Below are 24,703 nucleotides of genomic sequence, written 5' to 3'. Positions count from 1 at the left end.
ACGATGTCACTGCAAGATCTCTTCAGCCTGCTCGTGGTGCAGGCCCACCGGCTGGCAACCTACGCACTGCTGAACCTCTCGGAAGACGTGGCCCTGATGGCGCTGCTGTTCTGCTGACGAAGCGCCCGCTCCCTTCTCCGTTCGCCGGGCGTGTCGCCTACCCAGCCCCGCGCGACCTGCGGGCTGACGGCGTCATGCCGCTGCGACTGCCTGTGGCTGCCTGGGCCGTGCCGTCATCGCACTGCCCATCGACGCGGCCACCACGCAGCCGATGGCCAGCCACTGCAGCGCCGTCAGATGCTCGCCCAGCAGCGCCATGGCCAGCACGGCCGCCACGGCGGGCTCCATGCTGATCATGATGCCGAAGGCCTCCTTGGGCAGGCGCTTCAAGGCCATCATCTCCAGCGAGATGGGGATGGCGCTCGATACCGCCGCCACCGCCACGCCGATGAGCAGCACGGTGGGCGACAGCAGCGCCGCGCCCGCATGCGCCACCCCCACAGGCACTACCACCAGCGCCGCCACCAGCAGGCCGAGCGAGACGGTATGCCCCGCGTGCAGATGCCCCGCCCGCTTGCCGAATACGATGTACAGCGCCCAGAACACCGCGGCGGCCAGCGCATAGAGCACCCCGACGGGGTCCAGCGTGCTGCCATTGAGCCCCAACGGCAGCAGCATGCCCAGCCCGGCCATGGCCAGCGCCACCCACACAAAATCCACCGCACGGCGCGATGACCAGATGGCCACGGCCAGCGGACCCGAGAACTCGATGGCCACCGCCAGGCCAAACGGCAGCGTGCGCAGCGACATGTAGAACATCAGGTTCATGCCGCCCAGTGCCGCGCCGTACAGCGCTATCGCCTGCGCATCGGCACGCGACAGCCGCCAGCGCCAGGGCCGCCACAGCAGCAGCATCAAGACGGCTGACAGGCCCACGCGGATGGCGGTAGTGCCCTGCGCACCCACCGCCGGAAACAGCCACTGCTTGGCCCACGACGTGCCAATGCCGAGCGCGGTGACGGAGCCGAGCACGGCCAGGAAAGGGATGAAACGGTGGAGCGATGCAGCAGACATGCCGACACTGTAGTGGGCGCTGCACAGCCGGTGCAGCCCGGCATATTCGGTGGCGCTCAGATTCCGAGAAGCTGCCGCATTTGAGCGCCGGCAAGGCGCTGACGCGGCCCGGCCAGCAGTTCGCACATGCGGGCGTTGAGCGGTGCGGTCCGGCCCTGCTGCGCCGCCAGCCGCACCACCGCGCCGCAGATGGCATCGATCTCGGTCACGCGGCCGGCTTCGAGGTCGTCCCACATCGACGAGCGGGCCGAGGCGTCGATCTGCAGCATGCGCCGTGCGATGCGGGTGAAAAGCCAGTTGGGCAGGCGCAGCAGGCGCGGCAGCACGGTGGGCGACACGGCCGCGACCTGGGCGGGCGCAATGCCTGCAGCCGCCATGGCCTGCAGTGCCTCGGCCTGCAGGGCGGCCAGCACGCGGCGGCAGTCGCGGTCGAGCAGCTCGTCGCGCAGCGGCAGGTCTGACAGCGCGTTGACCGGGTTGTTCAGGTTGAGCAGCAGCTTGCCCCACTGCACTGCGCGGATACCTTCCGGCAGCCCGGTGGCCAGGCCTGCAGCGTTGAACACCAGCGCGATCTGGCTGGTGACGGGGTCTCGCTCCAGCTGCAGCACACCGGCCGTGGCCCGGTGCACATGGTTCCCGCGCAGCACGACGTTGTAAGGCACCATGCCCGCCAGCGCATGCAAACCAGGCGCGCCTGCCGAGATGGCAGCCACGTTGTCCACGCCGTTTTGCAGCGACACCACCGTAGTGCCGGGGGCACAGGCAGCGGCGATTTCGCGTGCGGCGCCTTGCGTGGCCCCGCTCTTGACGCACAGCAGCACCACGCTGCCAGGGCCGGGGGCAGCGTCGGCCAGCGTGTGCGCCAGCTGCAGACCGCCCGCGGGCACCCGGGTATCAAATCCATCGAGGTCGGTCACGCGCAGGCCCTGGTCGGCCATGGGCGCCAGCGCATGCGGCCTGCCCACCAGGCAGACCTGCTGGCCATGTGCAGCCAGGCGGCCGCCCACATAACAACCCACGGCACCCGCGCCCAGAACGATGAACTTCATTGGCTACCTTGTGATGTTTGCCCGCAGTGTCGCGCACATCGCCGCGACGGAATGAAACGGCAAAGCAAGCGAACTTGATCCAATCGGAAAACATTTTGTTGCATTTGCCTATACTGGCCCTTTCGCACTGTCGTCACCCCACTTAGCCGTTTCCTCCGACGGGCTGAGAGGGGCCAGCCCCGCCGTGCCGATTTGCCTGTATTTTTATCCACTGCCCGTGACCACTACTGCGCATAGTCATCCACGCCCGGCCATTGCACCGCCGTACACTGGCGCCTGCCGGCCGATCGTGCGTGGCTGCGTCACGGTGTTGGCGCCTGCGCCTGCGCCTGCCCCTGTGCCAGCCAGCCAACTACAGTGGGTGAACCCATGAACACGCCCGGCCTTCGCCAGCCTGCAGTGCATCCTCCGCAAGGTGTGCCGCCGCTGCGCACCATGGTGATAGTCGGGACCGCGCTGGGCCTGCTGCTGGCATGGGCGGCCGTGGTGACCGTGCTGCGCGTGACGTGGCAGGACGCGATGAATTCCCAGGTGCGGCAAAACAGCAATCTGGCGCTGATCCTGGCAGAGCAGACCGTGCGCGTGCTGGCCACGGTAGACCAGGCCACGCTGCGCATGCGCGACGCCATGTTGGCCAAGGACTTCGACGAGGCTGATTTCAGGCGGCTGGCCAACGAGACCGGCCTGGCCCCCGACATCCTGACCCAGCTGTCGCTCGTCGACCCCAAAGGCCGGTTTGTGGGCAGCAACATCGACCCCACGGGTGAGAAGACCGGCCAGCTGGACCTGACCGAGCGAGAGCACATCAGGGTACACCTGCGCGCAAAGCCGCTGCCTGCCGAAAAGGAACAGACCACCGCCGGCGGCCTGTTTGTGGGCAAGGCGGTGGTCGGCAAGGTATCGGGCAAGGCGACCATCCAGCTATCGCGCCGCATCCCCGAAGGCGCGGGCCCGCTGACCGGCATGGTGGTCGCTTCGGTAAACCCAGGCTATTTTGAGGATGTGTACCGGGGCGTGCAGCTTGGCAGTTCGGGCATCGTGACTCTGGTCGGCGACGACCGCGCGGTGCGGGCCCGCGTGGTGGGCGGGCAGAGCATAGGGATGGGCACCGTACTCGCCAGCAGCCACGGTTCGGGCGGCGGCGACGAGTGGGGCGAAAGCGGCCATTACGTGCGCGCCAGCCGCGTAGATGGCGTGGAGCGAATTTCGGCCTATCGGCGCGTAGGGGCCTATCCGCTGGTCATCGTTGTTGCGACCGGCACCGAGGAGGCCATGAGCGAATGGCGAGGAAGCCGCAACGTGGCGCTGTTCACCACGGCGCTTTTCAGCCTGTCCGTCATCGGCGCCGCCATTGTCTTCCTGCGCAGTGTGGGCAAGCTCGAACGGACCAACGCAGCCCTGCGCTTGAGCGAGGCCCAGGCCCACTCAGCCAGCCAGGCCAAGACCGAGTTCCTGGCCGCCATCTCGCACGAGCTGCGCACGCCGCTCACAAGCATTCGCGGGTTCTCGGAGCTGATGGAGATGCGCCTGGAGCAGCCACGCTTCAAGGAGCAGGCCGGGCTCATCCGCAAGGCGGCTGATCACCTCAACAGCCTGCTCACCGAGATCCTGGACCTGGCCAAGGTGGAGGCGGGGGCCATGCCGCACACACCCACTTTGCAAAACGTGGCCGAGGCCGTGCAGTCCACCGCCGATTTCTTTGCCATCACCGCGGCCAACAAGCAGCTGGCGCTGACCGTACACATCGACCCCGCCGTGCCCCAGATGCTGCTGTGCGATGGCCTTCGGCTCAAGCAGGTGCTCAACAACCTACTGTCCAACGCGATGAAGTTCACCGACAGCGGCACGGTTCGCATCGAGGTAGATGCCACGCCCGACGCGGTGCGCTTTCATGTGGTGGATTCGGGCCCGGGCATCCCGGCGCACCTGCACGAAACCATCTTCGAAAAATTCCGCCAGGGCAACGACCGCGTGAGCTACCAGCACGGCGGCACCGGTCTGGGCCTGGCGCTGTCCCGCGCGCTGGCGGCGCTGATGGGCGGCACCCTCACCGTGCAGTCGCAGGTGGGCGCAGGGGCGCGATTCACACTCAGCCTACCTGTGGCGCCGGCCACGCTGGCCTGACGCCCGCGCACCGCGGGCCCGCGGTGGGGCAGCACGTTGGCCGCAGGGCTTTCACACTCCGCCCTTGCCCTGGGCAGTTGCGCACTCTCTGTCAGCCGGTGAACCGGTACACGATGGCACCACGGACGACCTCGCCCGGCTTCCACCACCGCGCGCCGAACGCCGGGTGGTTGGGCGCGTCGGGGTATTCCATGGGCTCCAGGCAGATCCCATCGCCCGCTTGCCAGAGCCAGCCGTCACCGGCACCGCCCCACGCGTTGCGCCCCCGATCGCGAACGGCATCGCCCTTGAGGCCATGGCCCGCGTACACCTGTACGCCCGGTGCCGTGCTCCACACCTCCATGGCACGGCCGCTGAGGGGATCGACCAGCTGCGCGGCAAGGCGCAGGCCGGGCGGCGTGCAGTGCGCCCGCGGAGCGCGTGCCAGCGGAGGCTCTTGCCCGCTCAGCACCAGGTAATGGTCGAGTCCGCCTGCGCGCGCCAGCTGGTCATGGGGGTCCGCCAGCGCACTGGCCACGCTGCGCGGCTCCAGAAAATTGAAGGGGGTGCCCACCACCGACGCCGCTGAGCCGCCAGGGCAGACGTCGGCCTCCAGCGGAACGTAGGCGCCTGCGCCAATCTGCAACCGGTGCCCGCGCGTACTGCCCGTCCCGGCCAGGTTGAAAAACGCATGCCCCGTGGGGTTGAACACCGTGGGCGCGTCGGCCACCTCGGCTGTCCAGGTCATGTGCAGCGCGTTGTCGGGGGCCGTGTGCAAGGTCAGCTGCAGCCGTACGGTGCCCGGCACGCCATCGTCTTGCGTGCGAAAGGTGTGGCCCAGCACCAGCGTGTCCGGTTGCACCGCATCGACCGAGAACACCTGGAAACGGCTGCCACGGGGCCCGCCGTGGTGATGGTGCGGGCCGCTGTTGGTGGGCAGCTGCAGGCGGGTTCCATCGGGCAAGGCCAGGTGCCCGTTGCGAAGGCGGCCGGCCCAGCGGCCGATGAAAGCGCCCATCGAAAGCTGCCCGTCCAGATAGCCCTGCAGGTCGCCATAGCCCAGCGCCACATCCACCCGGCCGCCCTGGCCATCGGGTACTGCCACCTGCACCAGGCGGGCGCCATAGTTGCTCACCGCCACCTGCAGGCCGCCTGCGCCATGCAAGGTGAACAGGTCGGTACGCTGGCCGTGCAGCGCCTGCTGGAACGCTTCGCGTGAAAGGGTGTGTGCCATGGGCTGAAAGACTAGGGCCTGTTCACACTATTTTCGCCAGTGCGAAGGCCATGCAAACGGCGCCAATCTAGGCGCGTGACGACGCCAAGGCCGGGGCCTTGGCTAGGAACGCAACAACGAGTGGCGCCGTTTGCATGGCCTTCCCTTAGGGTTGCAACCCAAAAGAGCCATCCGCGTCGTTGCCAAGCCTCGCTGGGGCCGCACCCCAGCTTCGTTTGGCGCCTAGCGCCTGGCTCTTTTGGATTGCAACGCATCTGACAAAAATAGTGTAAACAGGCCCTAGGGGGCTGCGGTGGGCGGACGCGCACGCAGGGCGGGTGCAGGAGCAGGTGCATCGCGCGTCACCAGCCAGATGCCGGCGCACACCAGCACCAGGGCCAGCAGGTTCTTCCACTCGAGCAACGCCTCGCCCAGGAACAGCGCCGACAGCGCGGCGCCAAACACCGGCACGGTGAAGTTGAACACCGTGACCTGGCTCACCCGGTTGTGCTTGAGCAGAATGCTCCACAGCGAGAACGCTGCAGACGACAGCAGCGCCAGGTACACCAGCAGCGCTACCGAAGGCATGGTGAAGCCGGTGAGCGAGCCACCCAGCGCCCAGCCGATGGCCAGCAGCGCCACCCCGCCAATGCCCAGCTGCCAGCCGGTCATCACCACCGAGTCCATCTGCTGCGAAACCTGCTTGCCGTAGATGCTGGCCGCCGCCAGAACAAAGGCGGCGATCACCACAAATCCTTCGCCCAGCAGCGTGACATCCAGGTCCAGCGAACCCCGGCCCAGATTGACCACCATCACACCTGCAAAGCCGACCGCACAGCCCCAGACCTTTGGGTGGCTCAGGCGGTCGTTGTGATATGCCCAGTGCGCCAGCAGCACGCTGAAGAACGTACCCGTGGCATTCATGATGGAGCCCTTGACACCCGTTGTGTAGGCCAGCCCGACATAGAAGAACATGTACTGCAGCGTGGTCTGCGCCAGGCCCAGCACCACGAGCTGTCGCCCTGCCGCAAAGCCAAGGCCCCAGATGGCCTTGCGAGCAGCCAGCGCCCACACCAGCAGGATCAGCCCCGCGCCCAGGAAGCGCCAGCCTGCAAACACCAGCTGGGTGGGAATGTCGCTCTTGGCGATGCCAAACCAGGCGTAGCCGGTCTTGATGGCGGGGTACGAGCTGCCCCAGAGCAAACAGCACAGCAGCGCCAGCGCCACCACGACCTTGCGGTCGGAAAATCGGGAAAGCCCCATGGGAAACGGTCTTTCAAGGACCACAGCCCTTGCAGGCAAGGGCTGTGAAGAAGAAGGCTTTGGGGCCCGTGGCCCCGAAAAAGTCAGGTCACGGGGGCTGGGTTGAACAGCACCAGGGCGTTGTGCAGCTTCCAGTGCTCGGCCCAGGTCTTCTTGCGGCCGCTGGCCACGTCGAGCAGCAGGTGGAACATTTCCCAGCCCAGGTCCTCGATGCTGGCTTGTCCGTCTGCAATCTTGCCCGCGTTGATGTCCATCAGGTCGTGCCAGCGGCGCGCCAGGTCGGTGCGGGTCGCCACCTTCACCACCGGGCATTCGGCCAGGCCATAGGGCGTTCCCCGGCCGGTGGTGAACACATGCAGGTTCATGCCGGCGGCCAGCTGCAGCGTGCCGCAGATGAAGTCGCTGGCGGGCGTGGCGGCATACACGAGGCCGCGCTGGTCACGGCGCAGTTTTTCGCCGGGGGCCAGCACGTGCGCGATGGGTGCGGTGCCACTCTTGATGATGGAACCCATGGCCTTCTCGGCGATGTTGGACAGGCCACCTGCCTTGTTGCCCGGCGTGGTGTTGGCCGCACGGTCCACACGGCCGCGGTCCAGATAGCGGTCGTACCAGCCGAGCTCACGGACGATGGCTGCAGCCACTTCGGGCGTGGCCGCGCGGCTGGTGAGCTGCTCTACGGCATCGCGCACCTCGGTGTTCTCGCTGAACATCACCGTGGCACCGGCCCGTACCAACAGGTCGGCGCAAAAACCTACGGCAGGGTTGGCGGTGACGCCCGAGAACGCGTCGCTGCCGCCACACTGCACGCCCAGCACCAGTTCGCTGGCGGGGATGGTCTCGCGGCGGCGGGCGTTCAGGCGCTCCAGATGGGGCTTTGCGCTCTGCACGATGTGGTCGAGCATGGACATGAAGCCCACGTGTTGATCAGCCTGCAGGCACACCGTCTCTGGCCCCAACGCAGCGTCGCGCTCGTCGGTGATGGGGAAGCTGCCCGGGGGCAGCAGCCGGTCGGGCTGGAGCTTTTCGCAGCCCAGGCTGACAACCATGACCTCACCGCCAAAGTTGGGGTTCAGGCTGATGTTGCGCAGGGTGCGAATGGGGATGATCGCGTCTGGCGCGTCAATGGCGACGCCGCAGCCGTACGTGTGCTCCAGGCCGATCACATCGTCCACGTGCGGGTACTGGGGCAGCAGCTCGTCCTTGATACGTCGTACAGCCAATGCAACCACCCCCGCCACGCACTGCACGGTGGTGGTGATGGCCAGGATGTTGCGCGTGCCCACCGAGCCGTCAGCATTGCGATAACCCTCAAAGGTGTAGCCCGTGAGCGGTTCCAGCACAGGCGGCTTCACTGTTGCCATGGGCAGCCCCTCCAGGGCGCGGGCAGAGGGCATCTGTAGCAGGCGCTCGTGCACCCAGCTGCCTGCCGGAATGGCTTGGAGCGCGTAGCCGATGGGCACGTTGTAGCGGCGCACCACAGCCCCCTCGGGGATGTCCTGCAGCGCCACCTTGTGGCCCTGGGGCACCTTGTCGCGCAGCACGATGCCCGCGCCCGGAACGCCCGGCGGCAGCAGCGTGCCAGCGGGCAGCCCACCGTCGTTGGCGACGATGGCGACGTTGTCCTGGGCATGCATGCGGATGGTCAAGGGTTTGCTCATTTCAGCACCAGATCAGGCAACCACATCGAAAACTGGGGCACATAGGTCACCAGCATCAGCGCGACGATGAGCGCGCTGTAGAACGGCCAGATGGTCCTCATCACCTCGCCCACGCTGATGCCCCCGATGGTGCAGCCGATGAACTGCGTGGTACCCACTGGCGGCGTGTTCAGCCCGAGCGCACAGTTGATGAGGATCACGATGCCGAACTGCTCGGTGCTCATGCCAAACTGCTGGCAGATGGGCAGGAAGATGGGCGTGCAGATCAGGATGGTCGCCGCCATGTCGAGGAACGTACCCAGGATGAACAGGATGATGTTCACGCACAGGAAGATCACCCACGGCGAGGTGCTCATGGACTTGAGCGCATCGCCCGTCAGCTCGGCGACGCCATAAAGGCCGATAAGGTAGCCGAACATGGACGAGATGCCGATCAGCAGCAGCACGGTGCCCGTGGTCTTGACCGCCTTGGACGCAGCCTTGAGGAACTGTTCGCGCGTGAGCTTCTTGTAGACGAACACCGAGAGCAACAGCGCCCATATCACCGCCACCGAAGCAGATTCCGTGGCCGTGAACGCACCGGACAGGATGCCGGCAATGATGATGACCACCACCGCCAGGCCGGGCACCGAGGCCCGAAACGAGATCCACACGATTTCCCAGCCGGGGAAGGTGCCGGCGGGGTAGCCACGCTTGACCGCCACAAGGTAGGCCGCCAGCAGGTTGCAAATGGTGAGCAGCAGCGCCGGCACGATGCCCGCCAGGATCAGCGCCGCGATGCTGACCTTGCCGCCAGCGGCCAGCGTGAAGATGATGAGGTTGTGCGAGGTGGGCATCAGCGCACCCACCAGCGAGGCGTGCGTGGTCACGTTGACCGCGTAGTCGGCGTGGTAGCCCTCTTTCTTCATCTGCGGGATGAGCACTGCGCCCATGGCCGACACGTCGGCCACAGGGGAGCCCGACACCCCGCCAAAAAGCGTGCAGGCCAGCACATTGCTCATGCCCAGACCGCCGCGCACATGGCCGGCCACGCTCTTGGCGAACACCACGATCCGGTCGGCAATGCCGCCGTACATCATGATCTCGCCCGCGAAGATGAAGAACGGGATCGCCAGGAACGAGAACGGGTTCATGCCCGAGATCATTTGCTGGAACCCCACCGCCAGAGGCAGGCCTTCATACAGGATAGTGGCCAGCGACGACAGGCCGATGGAAAACGCCACGGGCACGCCCAGCAGCAGCAGGAGCGTGAAAGTCACGCAGAGGATGGTCAACGCCATGATGGTGGAATCTTTACTGGAACATTTGGGTGCGGAGAGACGCATGCAGGGACCGCTTGGGTCATCTCCGCACGGCGCATGAAGCGGGCGTGACCCCTGCCAGGGCAGCCGAGCAAGGGCCGCCCCGCCGCGAGGGCTGCGTTCCCCTGCCCGCATGGCGCAGCCATGCGAGAGCGGGGGGAAGCGCCGCAGGCGCTCAGGGGGGTGTCGTTCATCTCAATGCCAGGCAGGCTCGACCTCGGTGCCACGCACCAGGGCGATGATGTGTTCGAGCGAGAACATGGCTACCAGCACACCAGCAAGCGCTGGGGGCACGTACTTGAATGCCTCGGAAATCCCGAGCGTGGGGATCTTGTAGGGCGCCACGGACTCGGCCAGCACCCCGCAGTTCCAGGCCATGACCACACCGAAGACGAGCACGAGCACGTGGATCACGATCTCCAGCTTGTGCCGCAACCAGTCGGGGGCAAGCACCAGGAAGGACTCCAGGCCGATGTGGCCCGCATCGCGCACACCCACCGCCATGCCCAGCATGGTCACGTACAGCACCAGCAGCACCGCGCCGCTCTCGGCCCAGGTGGGCGTGTTGTTGAAGATGTAGCGGCCGACGACCTGGTAGAGCACGGCGCACACCAGCAGCACCAGCCCTGCCACACCCAGCTGCAGGCAGGAGCGCGCAATGAAGGCGCAGAGACGCGTGTACATAGGGAACATTCAGAAGACAGAAAAAAGGACCTGCCGCAGGGCACGCAGCCCTGCGGGAAGAAGGAGCAGGATTACTGCACTGCGTCGATGCGCCTGACCATGTCCTGGAGCTTGGGGTCCTTGAGGAACTTGTCGTAGACCGGCTTCATGGCGGTCTTGAACGCCGCCTTGTCGATCTCCACGATCTGCGCGCCACCGGCCTTGACGGTGGCCAGCGATTTTTCTTCACGCTCGTCCCAGATCTTGCGCATGAAGCCCACCGATTCTTTCGCGGCAGCGCGGATGGCCTTCTGGTCGTCAGCGCTCAGGGTGTCCCACACGCGCTTGGAGAACAGCAGGATCTCGGGCGCCATCGAATGCTCGGTCTTGTTGAAGTACTTGGCCACCTCGAAGTGGCGCGAACTTTCGTAGCTGGGATAGTTGTTTTCGGCAGCGTCGACCAGCCCGGTCTTGAGCGCGGTGTAGACCTCGCCGAACGGCATGGGTGTGGCGTTGGCGCCCATGGCTTCCAGCAGGGACACCCACAGGTCGCTCTGCTGCACGCGCACCTTCAGGCCCTTGACGTCGGCCAGGGTCTTGATGGGCTTCTTGACGGTGTAGATCGATCGGGCGCCGGAGTCATAGAACGCCAGGCCCACGAAACCTTGCGACTCGCAGTCCTTGAGGATCTCGTCGCCAATGGCGCCGTCGAGCACCTTGCGCATGTGTTCCTTGTCGCGGAACAGGAAGGGCATGGTGGGCACCATGGTGGCGGGGCAGATGTTGTTCATCGGCGCCACATTCACGCGCGTCATGGCGATGGCGCCCAGCTTTGTCTGCTCGATGGTGTCCTTCTCGATGCCGAGCGAGCCTTTGGCATACACCCTGATGCTGTGCTTGCCACCCGTGGCCTTGGAGAGCGTCTCGCCCATGTGGCGCACAGCCAGCACGGTAGGGTAGTCCTCGGGGTGGATGTCGGAGGAGCGGAACTCCGTGGCCTGTGCAGTCAGGCTGCCGAGCACGATGCTCGCAGCCAAAGCGACGCGGCCAAACAGATGGGGGATTTTCATGGTTGTCTCCTGGCTGGAAGTGTTGTGAGTAAGAGAGGAATCCGGTCCGCTTGTCTTCAGACGCTTCGATAGGGTGCTTCCGCCAGCCCTGCCACGCCGGGCCGGGTGGCAAAGAGGGCGCCGCCGAGCGCAACATCGTCGCCCTGCGGCTGCGCAGGGCGGATCGAGGTGATGAAAAGCACGTCCAGCCCCGGCCCGCCAAAGCTGCACATGGAAGGCTTGCTGACCGGCACCCGGATCGACCGGTCCAGCCGGCCGCGCGGTGTGAAGCGGTGCACCATCCCGGCGTCGTTGCCACAGATCCAGTAGCAACCCTCGGCATCTACCGCTGCGCCATCGGGGCGACCGGGAAGCTCGCGCATGTCCACGAACAGGGAGCGCTGGCCCAGCGAGCCGTCCTCGCGCAGCGGGAACTGCCAGATCTGCTGCGCGGCCGGGTGGCTGTCGCTCAGGTACATGGTCTTGCCGTCCGGGCTGAAGCCCAGACCGTTGGGCGTGATGAGGCCCGCCACCTGCGGCCCCGACAGGCCATGCCGTACATCCATGCAGTGAAGATTGCCGGCGGCTTTTGCCAGCGACATGTCGCGCACCATGGTCCCGGCCCAGAACCGGCCCTGGCGGTCGCAGCGCCCGTCGTTGAACCGCATGTCGGGCTGGCGGTGTTCCACACTGGCCAGCAGCGTGGCCGCCAGGGGGGCTGCCGCAAACGGCCCATCGTCAGCCGCGGGCTGCAGGTGGAACACACCGGTGTCCATGCCGGCGATCAGCCCGCCTGCAGCGTGCAGGGCGATGCATGCTGGCCGCTCTGCGGTGTCCCAGCTTTGCACGCGCTGATCAGCGCTTGTCCAGCGGTGCAGGCGGCGGCCTTCGATGTCCACCCAGTAAAGCGCCTGCTCTGCCGGGCTCCAGAGCGGGCTCTCGCCGACCTGATCACGGTGGTCGGGCAGCAGCGGGTCGACCGGGTACGTCATCTGCACGCTCATTCAAATGGGCCGGTGCGCACAAACGGGCCGCCTTGGTACACCACGGCGGGGTCGGTCAGGTCAGGGTGGGGGTCGGCAGCCTCCACCTTGGCGCGAAAGCGCTCGGAGCTGTCTTGCGGGTGGTAGCCGATGTGCCGGGCCTTGGTGTTGTCCCACCAGATGGTGGTGTTGTCGCCCATGCCGTAGATGATGCTGTGGCCGACTACTGGCGCTGTCAGGCTGGCAACCACCAGGCGTTCGAGGTCGTCATAACTCATCCAGGTGGCCAGCATGCGGCGGTTGCGGGGCTCGGGGAACGACGATCCGATGCGCAGGCACACCGTCTCGATCGCGTAGCGGTCGAAGTAAAACCGCGACAGGTCTTCTCCGAAGGCTTTGGAGACGCCGTACAGCCCATCCGGGCGGGCCGGGTCATCGATGCCCACCACTTCGTCCTGTCGGTAAAAGCCCGTGACGTGGTTGGAACTGGCAAACACCACGCGCTTGACGCCGTGCTTGCGCGCCGCCTCGTACAGGTTGTACACGCCCACGATATTGGCCTGCAGGATGGGGCCCCACGGCTGCTCGGTGGAGACGCCGCCCAGGTGCACCACCGCATCAACGCCCTCCAGCAGGGCGTGCATGGCAGCGGCATCTTCCAGGCGTACCGGGCGAACTTCTTCTCCGGCCGATTCGGACCCCAGGTCGGCAATGTCGGAAAGACGCAGTGTTGCGCAATACGCCTTCAGCCGCGCGCGCAGTTCCTGGCCCAGCCCCCCGGCAGCACCCGTCAGCAGCAGGCGTTGAAAGCGGATCGGCGTTGGGTGGCAAGGCATGGCGGCGGTACAAGAGCGATTGGGTTCGAAGCACACCGGGTAGCTATTTTTGCCACCCGTCATCAGTTGTCGTACAACATTGAAGGACGAATGTAGCGTTCCTCATCCCAAGCCCACATAGGGATAACACTGAGACAGCGACCGGTGGAGGACGCCGCGATGGCAAGGGGGCCTCGTCCCATGGCTTGGGCTTCGCCTGGCCTGCCCATCCCGCACGGCAACCTTGCCAGCGGAGCCTGCGCCTTTACGGTCATGCCAATGGGTTCCCACTATCTCGCGCTTGTAAGGGATTTGTGGCGCTGCCAAGCCTCGGTGACCACAACACCGCCAAGCCGTTACCCCCGGATGCCCTCCGTGCATGGCGCGCGCAAGCGTTATCTCCAGACTGCCCGCGTCGCTGGGCTGCAGCGGCAGGCCAGGAGCGACAGGGGCAGCAGGCAAGGTTGCCCGTCTGCTTGAGGTGACCGGATCGTCACTCCGGGTGATCCAGCGGTACCGCTATCGGATAACGTTCGCCCACGCACAACGCGTGCCCGCGCACATCGCCCGGACCGTCCCAACGTAAAGCACTGCGGCCATTCCGTCTTCACCCCGGAAGCGAGAGCGCCCGCGACTCCACGCCGCAGGCAACGGCAACGGCAACGGCAACGGCAACGGTAAGCTTTCGCGAGCGCGTGGCGCAACTGGGCGCGCCGTACTCAGCCCCCCCTCGCAAAGTGACAATCCAGCTGAGTGAACAGCGAATCTTGTTGTACGATGACCTACAACAAGCTCGTCAGTAGTCACGCCCCTGAGGCTGATCCTGCAATTCATCGATCGCCACTTGCGTTGCGTATCGTTACACTGTTTTCGCTCGGGCGTTCATGGCCCGGCCTGCTGCGCCCCTTCCCCGCGAAGTCCGTTGCAGCCCACCCTGCCCTCGTACAAGCCACCGCCCCTTTCGGGATTCCCCTTATGAAGAAAATTCCTGCCCTTGCAGCCGCTGTACTCGCACTCACCGGCGCCGCCGCCGCGTTTGCCCAAGGCGGCTACAACCGCCCGCCCATGGGCGACATGCAATACGCGCAGTGCCTGGTGTATGCAGACCGCCTGTACGAAGGCGGCAACGAACCCAGCCCGGTGCGCGGTCAGACCAAGGCACAGGCATGGTGCACCTGCATGTGGAACGAAACACCCGACGATTTCAAGGGCAACCTGGTGCGTTTTGCGGAAACACGCAAAGGCAAGGAGACCAACAAGGTCTGCGAAAAGCACTCCGACTGGAGCGAGTAAGCCGACCGGGCCCACCCTCAAGCCGCCGCAAGGCGGCTTTTTCTTTGCAGGACCGTTCCCACGGTGCCCGCCGCATCATGCTACGTTATTGATAGCTATACAGGCAAAAGATACGTGCGCTTGAAGCGCTTTTTGCCTTGAATTCAGCGCAGACGCATCACCGGCTGCGCAAGGTACGACTCAGCAGGATCACCGGCACCAGCCCCACCGCCACCAATGCCAGTGATGGCAGGGCAGCCTCGCCCAGGCGCTCGTCGCGCGCCAGCTGGTAGGCCACCACCGCCAGGGTGTCGCTGTTGAAGGGGCGCAGCACCATGGTGGCGGGCAGCTCCTTCATCACATCCACAAACACCAGCAGGGCAGCCGCGGCCGTGGACCGTTTGAGCAGCGGCCAGTGCACGCGCGACATCAGGCCCACGCTGCCCACGCCCAGCATGCGGGCCGAATCATCGAGGCTGGCGGGAATACGCGCGTAACCGCTGTTGACCGACTGCAGCGCCACGGCGCAAAAGCGCACCAGGTAGGCCCACACGATGCCAAAGCTGGTGGCGGTGACCAGGGCGCCCACACCCCAGTGCGGCACCATGGTCTGCAGCCAGCCCACCGGGAGCAGCAGCCCCACCACGATTACCGCGCCCGGTACCGCGTAGCCCAGGCTGGCCAGCCGCACCACGCCGCGGGTGACCGGGTCAGGGCGGCGGCGCAAGGCAAAGGCCAGCATCAGCGCCGCCAGCACCGCCAGCGCGGCGGTGATGCCGCCCAGGCGCACGCTGTGCCACGCCCATTCCATGAAGCGCTCCCACGGCAGGGCGGACCAGTCGGCCGCCAGCGGCCGCAGCATGAAGGCCACGGGGGCCACAAAGCCCATCAGCACCGGCAGCGCGCAAATGGCCCAGGCCAGCCAGCGGCGCAGACCCCGCAGCGCCAGCGGCTGCGCCTCGGCCGAGCCCGCGCGCCCGCCACCCGTGGCAAAGCGCATGCGCTGCTGGGCGCGCTGCTCCAGGTGCAGCAGCAGCATCACCACCACCAGCAGCATGGTGGCCAGCTGTGCGGCGGCCAGGCGGTTGTCCATCGACAGCCAGGCCTTGTAGATGCCGGTGGTGAAGGTCTGGATGCCGAAGTAGCTGGAGACACCAAAGTCGGCCAGGGTTTCCATCAACACCAGCGCAACACCCGCCGCCACCGCAGGGCGCGCCAGTGGCAACGCCACGGCGCGGATGCGGCGCGGCAGCGGCGCACCCAGCAGGCGCGCGGCTTCCATCAGGTGCGCGGCGCGCTCGCCCAGCGCGGTGCGCGCCAGCAGGTATACATACGGGTACAGGCTGAAGATGAACACCCAGACCGCGCCGCCGAGGCTGCGGATCTCGGGCAGCAGGCGCCCTTCCAGCCCGAAGGTGTTGCGTAAGCTCACCTGCAGCGGCCCGCTGAATTGCAGGAAGTCGGTGTACGCATACGCCGTGACGTAGGCGGGCATGGCCAGCGGCAGCAGCAGCAGCCATTCAAACGTGCGCCGGCCCGGAAAATCAAACAGCGTGACCGCGGCTGCGGTGCAGGTGCCCACGATGGCTGCGCCCATCGCCACCAGCAGCGCCAGCCACAGCGTGGTGCCCGCATACCGGGGCAACACAGTAGCGGCCATCTCGCGCAGGATCTGCCCAGCCTGACCGTCGCCCTGGCCCCACGGCAGCCACGACGCCAGCACGGCCAGCACGGGCAGCGCCAGAAACCCCGCGAACAGGATCAGCAGCACGGTGCGAAAGGCGATGGAGATGGGGCGCAAGAGGGAAGGCTCGGCAGGGAACAGGACGCATGCCGGCCGCCGGCAGGTGCCACGCAGCGCTCAGGAATGCAAATGCGAATTTTAAGCATTCAGAACACCCGCCTAAAATGCAGTGATGTTTCTTGAGGTCTCCCAACTCGAAGTGCGCTACGCGGGCCGCAGCCATGCTGCGGTACAGGGCGTGACGCTGGGCCTGCACGCAGGCGACATCGGCGTGCTTATCGGGCCTTCGGGCTGCGGCAAGACCACGCTGCTGCGCGCCGTGGCCGGGCTGGAGCGCGTGACCGGCGGCGAGATCCGGCTGACCAAGGGCCTGGTCAGCAGTGCCACGCTGAGCGTGCCACCCGAGCAGCGCCGCATCGGCATGGTGTTCCAGGACTACGCGCTGTTCCCGCACCTGAGCGTGGGCCGCAACGTGGCTTTTGGCATCCACCAGCTGCCGCGCGCCGAGCAGGCGGCCCGGGTGCGCGAGGTGCTGCACCTCGTCGGTCTGGAAGGCAGCGAGAACCGTTACCCGCACGAACTCTCGGGCGGCCAGCAGCAGCGCGTAGCTCTGGCACGTGCGCTGGCGCCCCGCCCGCAGCTCATGCTGCTGGATGAACCCTTCTCCAACCTCGACGTGGACTTGCGCGAGCGACTGGCGCACGAGGTGCGCGGCATCCTGAAGGCCGCCGGTGCCACCGCCCTCTTCGTCACGCACGACCAGTTCGAGGCGTTTGCGATTGGCGACGTGATTGGCGTGATGCACGAGGGCCACCTGCACCAGTGGGACGATGCGTACACCCTGTACCACCGCCCTGCCACCCGCTTCGTGGCCGACTTCATCGGCCACGGGGTGTTTGCCCCCGCCACGCTGGTGCAGCGCGGCAACAACGTGGTGGCGCAGACGCCGCTGGGCGAGCTGACCGACCTGCACGAATGCCCCCTGCCCAGCAGCTACCCTGCCGGCGAGTGCGACGTGCTGCTGCGCGCCGACGACCTGGTGCATGACGACGACGCACCCGTGAAGGCGCAGATCGTGCGCAAGTCGTTTCGCGGGTCGGAGTTTCTGTACACCCTGCGGCTGTCCAGCGGCCATGCGGTGCTGGCGCATGTACCCAGCCACCACGACCATGCCGTGGGCGAATGGATCGGCATCCGCGCGCAGGTGGACCATGTGGTGACCTTCCCGCGCCAGGCGCAACCGGCCGCCTGAAGCCACGGCGCTTCTGACTGTTTTAGCGCCGCTACCAGAGCGGCCGCACCAACTCCACCCCCACAAAAGCCGCACGCCTGCCACCGGGCTCGTAGAACCGGCCATTGCCCTCATTGACAATGACCGAGCCCACACCGCGCCGGTCTGTGGCGTTGTCGATGCGCACGAACTCACGCAGGGTCCAGGCCCCCAGCTTTTGCTCCAGTCGCAGCCCCAGGTTGAGCAGCGTGCTGGCGGGCGCGAACTCGGTATTGGCATCGTTGACCGCCATGCGGCCGGTGTGCGTGGCCTCCAGCGTGACCACCGTGCCTGCCCAGCCTGGCTCCCAGGCCAGTTGCAGGTAGGCCTGCTGTCGCGCCAGCCCGGGAAGGCGGTTGCCCGCGGCCACAGGCACCGAGGGGCTGGCGCACGGCGCGGCCGTGCAGGTGCGAAAGCCGTCGCGGTAATGCGCGTCCAGCCAGGTGAAGGCAGGTGTCACCGTCACTGGCCCCCACTGCCACACACCGGCCAGCTCCAGCCCCTGGCGCCGCGTGCGCCCCGCGTTCTGAAAGGTGGAGCGGCCGCCGGTGTTGGACAGCACCACGATCTCGTCGCGCGTGCGGGTTTCAAACAGCGTGGCGCTCCACTGCCCGCCAGCGTGACGGCCTCGCAGTCCCATCTCGGCGCTCAGGCTGCGCGATGCGGCCAGCGCGGCATTCAGCCCGGTCTGGCCTGAGGTGCGGTACGCCACCTCGTTGAGCGTGGGGGTCTCGAACCCGCGCCCCACGCTGGCAAAGGCCTGCAGCCCGGGCGTGATCTCGCGGCGGACACCCAGCATGGGGCTCAGGCCGCTGTAGCGCACTGCGCCGCTGTCGTCGGGGTTGCCGGGCACCACATAGCGGTCGGCCGATGAGAATCGCACAATGGACTGCCGCAGCCCCGCCGTAAGGGTGGTCGCCGCCGTGCGCCACTGCGCCTGCACATACGGGTCGGCGGTGCTGGCGCGGTTGGTCTCGTCGCGCCGCAGGCGGCCCTGCACGCCCAGTGCCGTACCGGCAAAGTTCTCGTAACCGCGGCGGTCCTCGCTCTGCACATCGGCGGCCAGCCCGGCCACCAGGCTGAGGTCGCCCCCCTCCAGACTGCGCTCCAGCCGCCAGCGCGCATTCAGGCCGCCATACTGGCGTGCCAGGTCGATCACGCCGCCAGCGCTGCCCGCCGGCTGCTGCGCGGCCACAGGAATGGCCTGGAACTGGCTCACCTCGCGCTCGCCGCCGTACAGCATCAGCTCCAGCCTGTGGCCCTGGCCCAGGGGCTGTTCCCACGCCAGCCCCAGCTGGCTTTGCCCGACGGTCTTGCGTGTGTCGAAAAGCGTAGCGGCCGGCGTGGTGCCGCCGGGGTCGGCCGACCACTCGGCCCGGGTCAGGCCCAGCGGGTCTTGCGCGCGGCTGGTGTGTTGGTTGTAGACCAGCACGGTGCGGCCACCCTGCTCGTCGGTGCGCGACAGCTTGAGGTTGGCCGTGCCGCGCGATGCCGCCGACTGCGGCCGCTGCCCGTCGGTGGCAAAGCGGCTGGCTTCCAGCGTGTACGACCAGCCGGGCGTGGCGCCGGTGCCCGTCTGCCCGCTGACCTGGGTGGACAGCCGCCACAGGCCGTCGGCGCCCGCCGCCAGGCCGCTGCGCCACTCGCCCGGGCGCTGGCCGTCTTGCGTGTACAGCGCCACCACGCCGCCGGCCGATGCGCCATAGAGCACCGAAAACGGCCCGCGCACGACCTCGACCCTGTCGGCGCTGCCCAGCGGGAAATGCGCCACCTGCCCCTGGCCATCGGGCGTGCTGGCGGAGATGCCGTCCACATACAAGCGCACCCCGCGCACGCCAAACGGCGCCCGCGCGCCAAAGCCGCGCACGGAAATCTGCAGGTCTTGCGCGTAGTTGTTGCGGTTGCGCACCACCAGGCCGGGCACGCGGCCCAGGCCTTCGGAGAGGTTGATCTGGAGTTGCCCGGCGCGCAACTCCTCGCCGTCGAGCACGTCCACCGAGCCGGGCGACAGCCAGCGCTCGCGCCAGCTGCCGGAACCGGTGACGACGACGGGTGCCAGGGCGCCGCCAGCGGGCGCATCGGCCGCTGGTGCGCCATCGGCTGCCAAAGCACCTGCAGGGCGCAGGCTGACCGCCAGCAGCGCTACGGCCGCGCACACCAAACTCAGGCGCACAGGGCGTTGCAGCAGCCCCGGAGGGCGGCCGCTTTGCCGGCGCTCCGGCGCAAGCTGAAAGTGATGGGATGCCATGGGTTGGATCTGGGCGGGAAAAAGTCCACAGGCAGAGAGCAAAGGGCTGTCAGCCGCCTTCTTGGGGAGGCTACTGCGCGCATCGCCACATTCTGTGCCGGATGCAGGACCGGGCCGTCACGAAGGGGATTGCGCTGCGCTGCGCACGCCTGTTGGGGCGACGCTGAATCAGGGCCTGTTTCGCATTGCCTTAGCGCTGGCGCAGTCCGTCCACCACGGTGTGCAGGTGCTGTGCCCAGGCGCGGCGATCGCGTCCCTCGGCGCGCTCGGGCACGCCGTAGCGCACCACCGCCTCGATGGGCGGGGCGCACAGCGTGCGCCAGATCGAGCCCAGCAGCGTTTCATCCCCGATGTAGCTGGGCGCGAAGCTGGTCGCGCCGGTGGCCTTGTCGGCAAAGCGCAGGCCCACAGGCTGCACCGGTGCGCCCGCCAGCACCGGGGCCTGCAGCAGATTGGCGTGGAACGGCAGCATCGCCCGGCCATCGCCCGTGGTGCCTTCGGGGAACACCGCCAGCACTTCGCCGCGCTCCAGGGCCTCTTGCATGGACTGGACCATGCGCAGCGCATCGCGGCGCGAGGCACGCTCGATGTAGAGCGTGCCTGCTGCAGTGGCCAAGGTGCCGATCAGCGGCCAGCCCTGCACGTCCGACTTGGACACAAAGCGGCAATGCCGCGCGGCATGCATGACCGGGATGTCCAGCCACGACAGATGGTTGGCCACCAGCATCACCGGCCCCGTGACCGGCGGCGTGCCCTCGATGCGGAGGCGCACGCCCGCGTGGGCGAGCAACTGAACGGACCAGGCCTGCACATGCGCATGCTGCTGGTCAGGCGGCAGCGCCGGAAAGCGCAGCGCCACAATCCACAGCCCCTTGCCGATGTGCCCCAGCAGGCGCAGCAGCCGCCAGCACGCGCGCAGCTGTCTCATGGCTGTGCCTCACCAAACTGGGTGACGTGCACAAAGGCCATGGTACGCACCACGCTACCGGTCAAACGCCACCTGGCCACCCACCAGCGTCGTGCGGACCCGGCCGGGCACTTCATAGCCGGAAAACGGTGTGTGCTTGCCCTGGCTGCGCAGGGCATCGGCCTGCACCGTCCAGGCGGCGTGCGGGTCAAAAATGCACAGGTCGCCCACGCCGCCTTCCACGATCTGGCCCACGCTGGCCTGCAGCGTGCCCAGGGCGCTGCCCAGCACGCGTGCGGGCTCCGACGTGACGACGGCCATGGCGCGCTGCAGCGGAATGCCGCTGTCCTGCGACCATTTCAACGCCAGGCTGAGCAGCAGCTCCAGGCCGGTGGCGCCGGGTTCGGCCTCGGCAAAGGGCAGCGTCTTGGCGTCTTCGTCCACCGGGTTGTGGTCGGACACCAGCGCATCGATGGTGCCGTCGGCCAGCGCGGCGTTGAGCGCATCGCGGTCGCGCTGCTGGCGCAGCGGCGGCGACAGGCGGGCGCGGCTGTCAAAAAAGCCGATGTCCACATCGGTGAGGTGCAGCGAGTTGATGCTCACATCCGCCGTGACCTTCAGGCCCTCGGCCTTGGCGCGGCGCAGCAGCTCCACACCCGCAGCGCTGCTGATGCGGCACAGGTGCACGCGGGCACCGGTGGTCTTGAGCAGCTCGAAGATGGTGTGCAGCGCAATGGTCTCTGCCGCCACCGGCACGCCCGAGAGGCCCAGCCGCGTCGCCAGCGGGCCGCTGGCCGCCACGCCCTTGCCCAGGTGCATCTCTTGCGGGCGCAACCACACGGTGTAGCCAAAGGTGGCCGCGTACTGCAGCGCGCGCTGCATCACCTGCGTGCTGGCCAGCGGCACCTCGGCCTGGCCGAAGCCCACACAACCGGACTCGGTGAGCTCGGCCATCTCGGTCAGCACCTCGCCGGCCAGGTTGCGCGTGAGCGCGCCCAGCGGGAACAGGCGCGACTGGTGCAGCTTCTCGGCGCGGAACTTGAGCATTTCCACCAGGCCTGGCTCGTCGAGCACGGGATCGGTGTCGGGCGGGCACACCAGGCTGGTCACGCCACCGGCCACGGCGGCTGCCATTTCGGATTCGAGCATGCCCTCGTGCTCATGCCCCGGCTCGCGCAGGCGTGCGGCCAGGTCCACGAGGCCGGGCAGCACGATGCAGCCGCTGGCGTCGATTACCCGCGCCGGTGCAAAGTCGGCTGGCGTGCGGTTCAGGCCCACGATGCGCCCGGCCGCCACGGCGATGTCGCAGGTCTGGTCAAGGCCCGAGGCGGGGTCGATCACACGGCCGTTCTGGATCAATATTTTCATGATTTCAAGCCAAATTGGCTGCTAGCGCTTGATTTATATGCACTAGCAGCTATCAAAAACATAGCGCTCACATCACACGATATTTCCCGAGCCCTTCGCACCACAGCCGACCGAATGCCAGTGCCACCGTGGAACCGGCTTCGCCGGGCCAGGGGTGGCGTCCCCCCTTGGGGAGAAGGCGCGAAGCGACTCAGGGGGGTCACGCTTCGTTCCCGGCCACGATGGACATTACGGCCATGCGCACCGCAATGCCGAACGTCACCTGCGGCAGGATCACGCTCTGCTTGCCATCGACCACGGCGGAGTCGATCTCGACGCCGCGGTTGATGGGGCCCGGGTGCATCACGATGGCGTCGGGCTTGGCCAGCTGCAGCTTTTCAGGCGTGAGGCCAAAGCTCTTGAAGTATTCCTGGCTGGAGGGCAGCAGCGCGCCGCTCATGCGCTCGTTTTGCAGGCGCAGCATGATGACCACGTCGGCATCCTTGATGCCTTCTTCGAGCGTGTGACACACGCGCACCCCCATCTGCGCCATGTCGCTGGGCACCAGGGTGCGCGGGCCCACCACGCGCACTTCGGCGCAACCCAGCGTGGTCAGGCCGTGAATGTCCGAGCGCGCCACGCGCGAATGCAGCACGTCGCCCACGATGGCCACGGTGAGGTTGGCAAAGTCCTTCTTGTAGTGGCGGATGGTGTACATGTCCAGCAGCCCCTGCGTGGGGTGGGCATGGCGGCCATCGCCGGCATTGATCACATGCACATGGGGCGACACGTGCTGTGCGATGAGGTAAGGCGCGCCCGACTCGCTGTGCCGCACCACGAACAGGTCGGCCGCCATCGCGCTCAGGTTGGCGATGGTGTCCAGCAGCGACTCGCCTTTGCTGGCCGAGCTGCGCGCGATATCGAGGTTGAGCACATCGGCCGACAGCCGCTTGGCCGCGATTTCGAACGTGGTGCGCGTGCGCGTGCTGTTCTCGAAGAACAGGTTGAACACGCTCTTGCCGCGCAAGAGCGGCACCTTCTTCACTTCGCGGTCGTTCACGCTCACGAAATTGGCGGCGGTGTCGAGGATGTGCGTGACGATGTCGCGCGGCAGGCCCTCGATGGAGAGCAGGTGGATCAGCTCGCCGTTCTTGTTGAGTTGGGGATTGCGCTTGTGCAGCACGGTCGGGCCTCTTTAGTCTTTGTCCTGGACTTGGAATTGGAATTTGCCGCTGGCCTCATCGCGGGCCAGGGCCAGCGACTGTGCAGCCGGCAGGGCCACGCGGGCCGCGGCAAAGTCGGCCTGTACCGGCAACTCGCGCCCGCCGCGGTCCACCAGCACCGCCAGGCGCACGCTGGCGGGGCGGCCGTAGTCAAACAGTTCGTTCAGCACGGCACGGATGGTGCGGCCGGTGTAGAGCACGTCGTCGAGTACCAGCACATCGGCGCCGTTCACATCAAACGGCAGCAAGGTCTGCGCGCTGGCCGACAGGCCGCGCTGCGCAAAGTCGTCGCGGTGCATCACCGAAGACAACACGCCAGCAGGGCCTTGCAGGCCCAGGTCGTGCTGCAGGCGCTCGGCCAGCCAGGCGCCGCCGGAGGCAATGCCCGCCAGCCGCGTGGTGGGCGTGAGCATGCTGCGCACGCCGCGCAGCAGCTCGCTGTACAGCGCCTCAGCGTCAAGGGCCAAAGCCCCCACGCTGGACGCTGGATGGGAAGGATGGCTCATGGAAGATTCCTCAAAAACTGTTCCAGGATGATGCAGGCCGATGCGGCGTCTGCATCCTTGGCACCGCCCGAGATCGCCTCGGTGGTGCTGTAGCGCTCGTCCACCTCGAACACCTGCAATCCGAAGCGCCCGCGCAGCTGGCGCCCGAACTTGAGCGCACGCTCGGTGTTCTCGTGGCTGGCGCCATCAGGGTGGTAGGGCACGCCGATCACCAGGGCGTCGGGCTGCCATTCCTTGATGCGCTGGGCCACCTGCACAAAGCGGGCGTCGCCCTCGGCCTTGATGGTGGCCTGCGGCGTGGCGCTGCGCAGCATGCGGTTGCCCGAAGCCACACCCGTGCGCTTGAGGCCAAAGTCGAAAGCGAGAAACGTCTGGAAATGCGCAGGAACAGCCGGCTGAACGGGCAAGCCGGTCATGCGTGCCCCGCTTCGGGCGACAGCATCCAGGCCTTGAGCCCCAGCAGCGCCAGGGCCCGGTCGTAACGCTCGGGCACGGGGGTGTCGAAGATCACCGCAAGGTCGGCACCCACGGTAAGCCAGGCGTTTTCGGCCAGCTCGGATTCAAGCTGGCCTTCGCCCCAGGATGAATACCCCAGAGTGATCAGCACCCGTCGCGGCCCGGCGCCGGTGGACAGGGCTTCGAGCACGTCCTTCGAGGTCGTCATCTCCAGCCCGCCGGGGATGACCATGGTCGATGCGTAGGCGGATTCGTCGGTCTCGGCCTTGTTCATCAGCATGGGTTCGTGCAGCACAAACCCCCGCTCGGTTTGCACCGGGCCGCCCTGGAACACGGGTTCACGGCTGAGGTCCTCGCGCCGCAGGGAAAGGTCCACCTTGTCGAACAGGCCCTTGAGGGTGATATCGGTCGGCTTGTTGATGATGAGGCCGAGCGCGCCGCGTTCGCTGTGCTCGCACAGGTAGATGACACTGCGCGCGAAAGACTCATCTTCCAGACCGGGCATCGCAATCAGGAAATGATGCGTGAGGTTCATGGGCGCAGAATCAGAAGACATCCT

Annotated in this window: 21 protein-coding genes; 3 read left to right on the top strand and 18 right to left on the bottom strand. The window is 67.0% G+C overall.

All coding sequences use genetic code 11. The features are described 5' to 3' along the window. Nucleotides 1-192: 192 nt before the first annotated feature. Both ACTPOI_RS14505 and ACTPOI_RS14500 read right to left on the bottom strand, forming a co-directional pair. Nucleotides 193-1,074, bottom strand: a complete 882-nt coding sequence (locus tag ACTPOI_RS14505) for an EamA family transporter (protein WP_440109982.1) — start codon at nt 1,072-1,074, stop codon at nt 193-195. 56 nt (nt 1,075-1,130) lie between these two features. After that, nucleotides 1,131-2,123: a 2-dehydropantoate 2-reductase gene (locus ACTPOI_RS14500; RefSeq protein WP_440109980.1), complete on the bottom strand. Its 993-nt coding sequence runs from the start codon at nt 2,121-2,123 to the stop codon at nt 1,131-1,133. 369 nt (nt 2,124-2,492) lie between these two features. Between ACTPOI_RS14500 and ACTPOI_RS14495 the strand changes: the two genes are divergently transcribed. Further along, nucleotides 2,493-4,247 carry a sensor histidine kinase gene (locus ACTPOI_RS14495; protein ID WP_440109978.1) on the top strand — a complete coding sequence of 585 codons (1,755 nt, stop codon included), beginning with the start codon at nt 2,493-2,495 and terminating at the stop codon, nt 4,245-4,247. A 91-nt stretch (nt 4,248-4,338) separates the two neighbouring features. Here the strand turns inward: ACTPOI_RS14495 and ACTPOI_RS14490 are convergent, their stop codons facing one another. From ACTPOI_RS14490 to ACTPOI_RS14455, 8 genes are all read right to left on the bottom strand, one after another. Continuing rightward, a complete protein-coding gene (locus tag ACTPOI_RS14490) occupies nt 4,339-5,460 on the bottom strand; it encodes an aldose epimerase family protein (RefSeq protein WP_440109976.1) in 1,122 nt (373 codons plus the stop codon). Between the two features lie 279 nt (nt 5,461-5,739). Continuing rightward, the gene (locus ACTPOI_RS14485) at nt 5,740-6,702 is read right to left on the bottom strand and encodes a DMT family transporter (RefSeq protein WP_440109974.1); all 963 of its coding nucleotides are present in this window, start codon (nt 6,700-6,702) and stop codon (nt 5,740-5,742) included. An 83-nt stretch (nt 6,703-6,785) separates the two neighbouring features. After that, a complete protein-coding gene (gene garD, locus ACTPOI_RS14480) occupies nt 6,786-8,360 on the bottom strand; it encodes a galactarate dehydratase (protein WP_440109972.1) in 1,575 nt (524 codons plus the stop codon). Beyond that, on the bottom strand, nt 8,357-9,640 hold the full coding sequence (locus ACTPOI_RS14475) for a TRAP transporter large permease (protein ID WP_440109969.1): 1,284 nt from the start codon (nt 9,638-9,640) through the stop codon (nt 8,357-8,359). The genes garD and ACTPOI_RS14475 overlap by 4 nt, the downstream gene beginning before the upstream one ends. 216 nt (nt 9,641-9,856) lie before the next feature. Next, nucleotides 9,857-10,345: a TRAP transporter small permease gene (locus tag ACTPOI_RS14470; protein WP_440109967.1), complete on the bottom strand. Its 489-nt coding sequence runs from the start codon at nt 10,343-10,345 to the stop codon at nt 9,857-9,859. A 71-nt stretch (nt 10,346-10,416) separates the two neighbouring features. Further along, entirely contained in the window at nt 10,417-11,394 is a 978-nt protein-coding gene (locus ACTPOI_RS14465; RefSeq protein ID WP_440109965.1) for a TRAP transporter substrate-binding protein, read from the bottom strand. Nucleotides 11,395-11,450: 56 nt separating this feature from the next. Beyond that, a complete protein-coding gene (locus tag ACTPOI_RS14460; RefSeq protein ID WP_440109963.1) occupies nt 11,451-12,365 on the bottom strand; it encodes an SMP-30/gluconolactonase/LRE family protein in 915 nt (304 codons plus the stop codon). A gap of 8 nt (nt 12,366-12,373) precedes the next feature. Continuing rightward, a complete protein-coding gene (locus ACTPOI_RS14455; RefSeq protein WP_440109961.1) occupies nt 12,374-13,192 on the bottom strand; it encodes an NAD-dependent epimerase/dehydratase family protein in 819 nt (272 codons plus the stop codon). A 954-nt stretch (nt 13,193-14,146) separates the two neighbouring features. Here ACTPOI_RS14455 and ACTPOI_RS14450 point away from each other — a divergent pair. Next, entirely contained in the window at nt 14,147-14,464 is a 318-nt protein-coding gene (locus ACTPOI_RS14450) for a hypothetical protein (RefSeq protein ID WP_440109959.1), read from the top strand. A gap of 157 nt (nt 14,465-14,621) precedes the next feature. Here the strand turns inward: ACTPOI_RS14450 and ACTPOI_RS14445 are convergent, their stop codons facing one another. Beyond that, the gene (locus tag ACTPOI_RS14445; RefSeq protein WP_440109957.1) at nt 14,622-16,244 is read right to left on the bottom strand and encodes an ABC transporter permease; all 1,623 of its coding nucleotides are present in this window, start codon (nt 16,242-16,244) and stop codon (nt 14,622-14,624) included. A 115-nt stretch (nt 16,245-16,359) separates the two neighbouring features. On the opposite strand from ACTPOI_RS14445, the gene ACTPOI_RS14440 reads away from it, so the two are divergent. After that, entirely contained in the window at nt 16,360-17,439 is a 1,080-nt protein-coding gene (locus ACTPOI_RS14440) for an ABC transporter ATP-binding protein (RefSeq protein WP_440109955.1), read from the top strand. Between the two features lie 31 nt (nt 17,440-17,470). On the opposite strand, the gene ACTPOI_RS14435 is transcribed toward ACTPOI_RS14440, so the two are convergent. The 7 genes from ACTPOI_RS14435 to ACTPOI_RS14405 form a co-directional block, all read right to left on the bottom strand. After that, nucleotides 17,471-19,624, bottom strand: a complete 2,154-nt coding sequence (locus ACTPOI_RS14435; RefSeq protein ID WP_440112628.1) for a TonB-dependent receptor family protein — start codon at nt 19,622-19,624, stop codon at nt 17,471-17,473. Nucleotides 19,625-19,895: 271 nt separating this feature from the next. Continuing rightward, the gene (locus ACTPOI_RS14430; protein ID WP_440109953.1) at nt 19,896-20,633 is read right to left on the bottom strand and encodes a lysophospholipid acyltransferase family protein; all 738 of its coding nucleotides are present in this window, start codon (nt 20,631-20,633) and stop codon (nt 19,896-19,898) included. A gap of 54 nt (nt 20,634-20,687) precedes the next feature. Then, entirely contained in the window at nt 20,688-21,980 is a 1,293-nt protein-coding gene (locus ACTPOI_RS14425; RefSeq protein ID WP_440109951.1) for a dihydroorotase, read from the bottom strand. Nucleotides 21,981-22,179: 199 nt separating this feature from the next. Next, on the bottom strand, nt 22,180-23,142 hold the full coding sequence (locus tag ACTPOI_RS14420; RefSeq protein WP_440109949.1) for an aspartate carbamoyltransferase catalytic subunit: 963 nt from the start codon (nt 23,140-23,142) through the stop codon (nt 22,180-22,182). A gap of 12 nt (nt 23,143-23,154) precedes the next feature. Further along, the gene (gene pyrR, locus ACTPOI_RS14415; RefSeq protein WP_440109947.1) at nt 23,155-23,688 is read right to left on the bottom strand and encodes a bifunctional pyr operon transcriptional regulator/uracil phosphoribosyltransferase PyrR; all 534 of its coding nucleotides are present in this window, start codon (nt 23,686-23,688) and stop codon (nt 23,155-23,157) included. After that, entirely contained in the window at nt 23,685-24,104 is a 420-nt protein-coding gene (ruvX, locus tag ACTPOI_RS14410) for a Holliday junction resolvase RuvX (RefSeq protein ID WP_291516203.1), read from the bottom strand. The genes pyrR and ruvX overlap by 4 nt, the downstream gene beginning before the upstream one ends. Beyond that, nucleotides 24,101-24,700, bottom strand: coding sequence for a YqgE/AlgH family protein (locus tag ACTPOI_RS14405; protein ID WP_440109944.1), 600 nt, complete (start codon nt 24,698-24,700; stop codon nt 24,101-24,103). The genes ruvX and ACTPOI_RS14405 overlap by 4 nt, the downstream gene beginning before the upstream one ends. Nucleotides 24,701-24,703: the final 3 nt, after the last annotated feature.

The sequence above is a fragment of the Acidovorax sp. BL-A-41-H1 genome (assembly GCF_051942715.1).
This window is presented reverse-complemented; position numbering and strand designations above follow the sequence as displayed.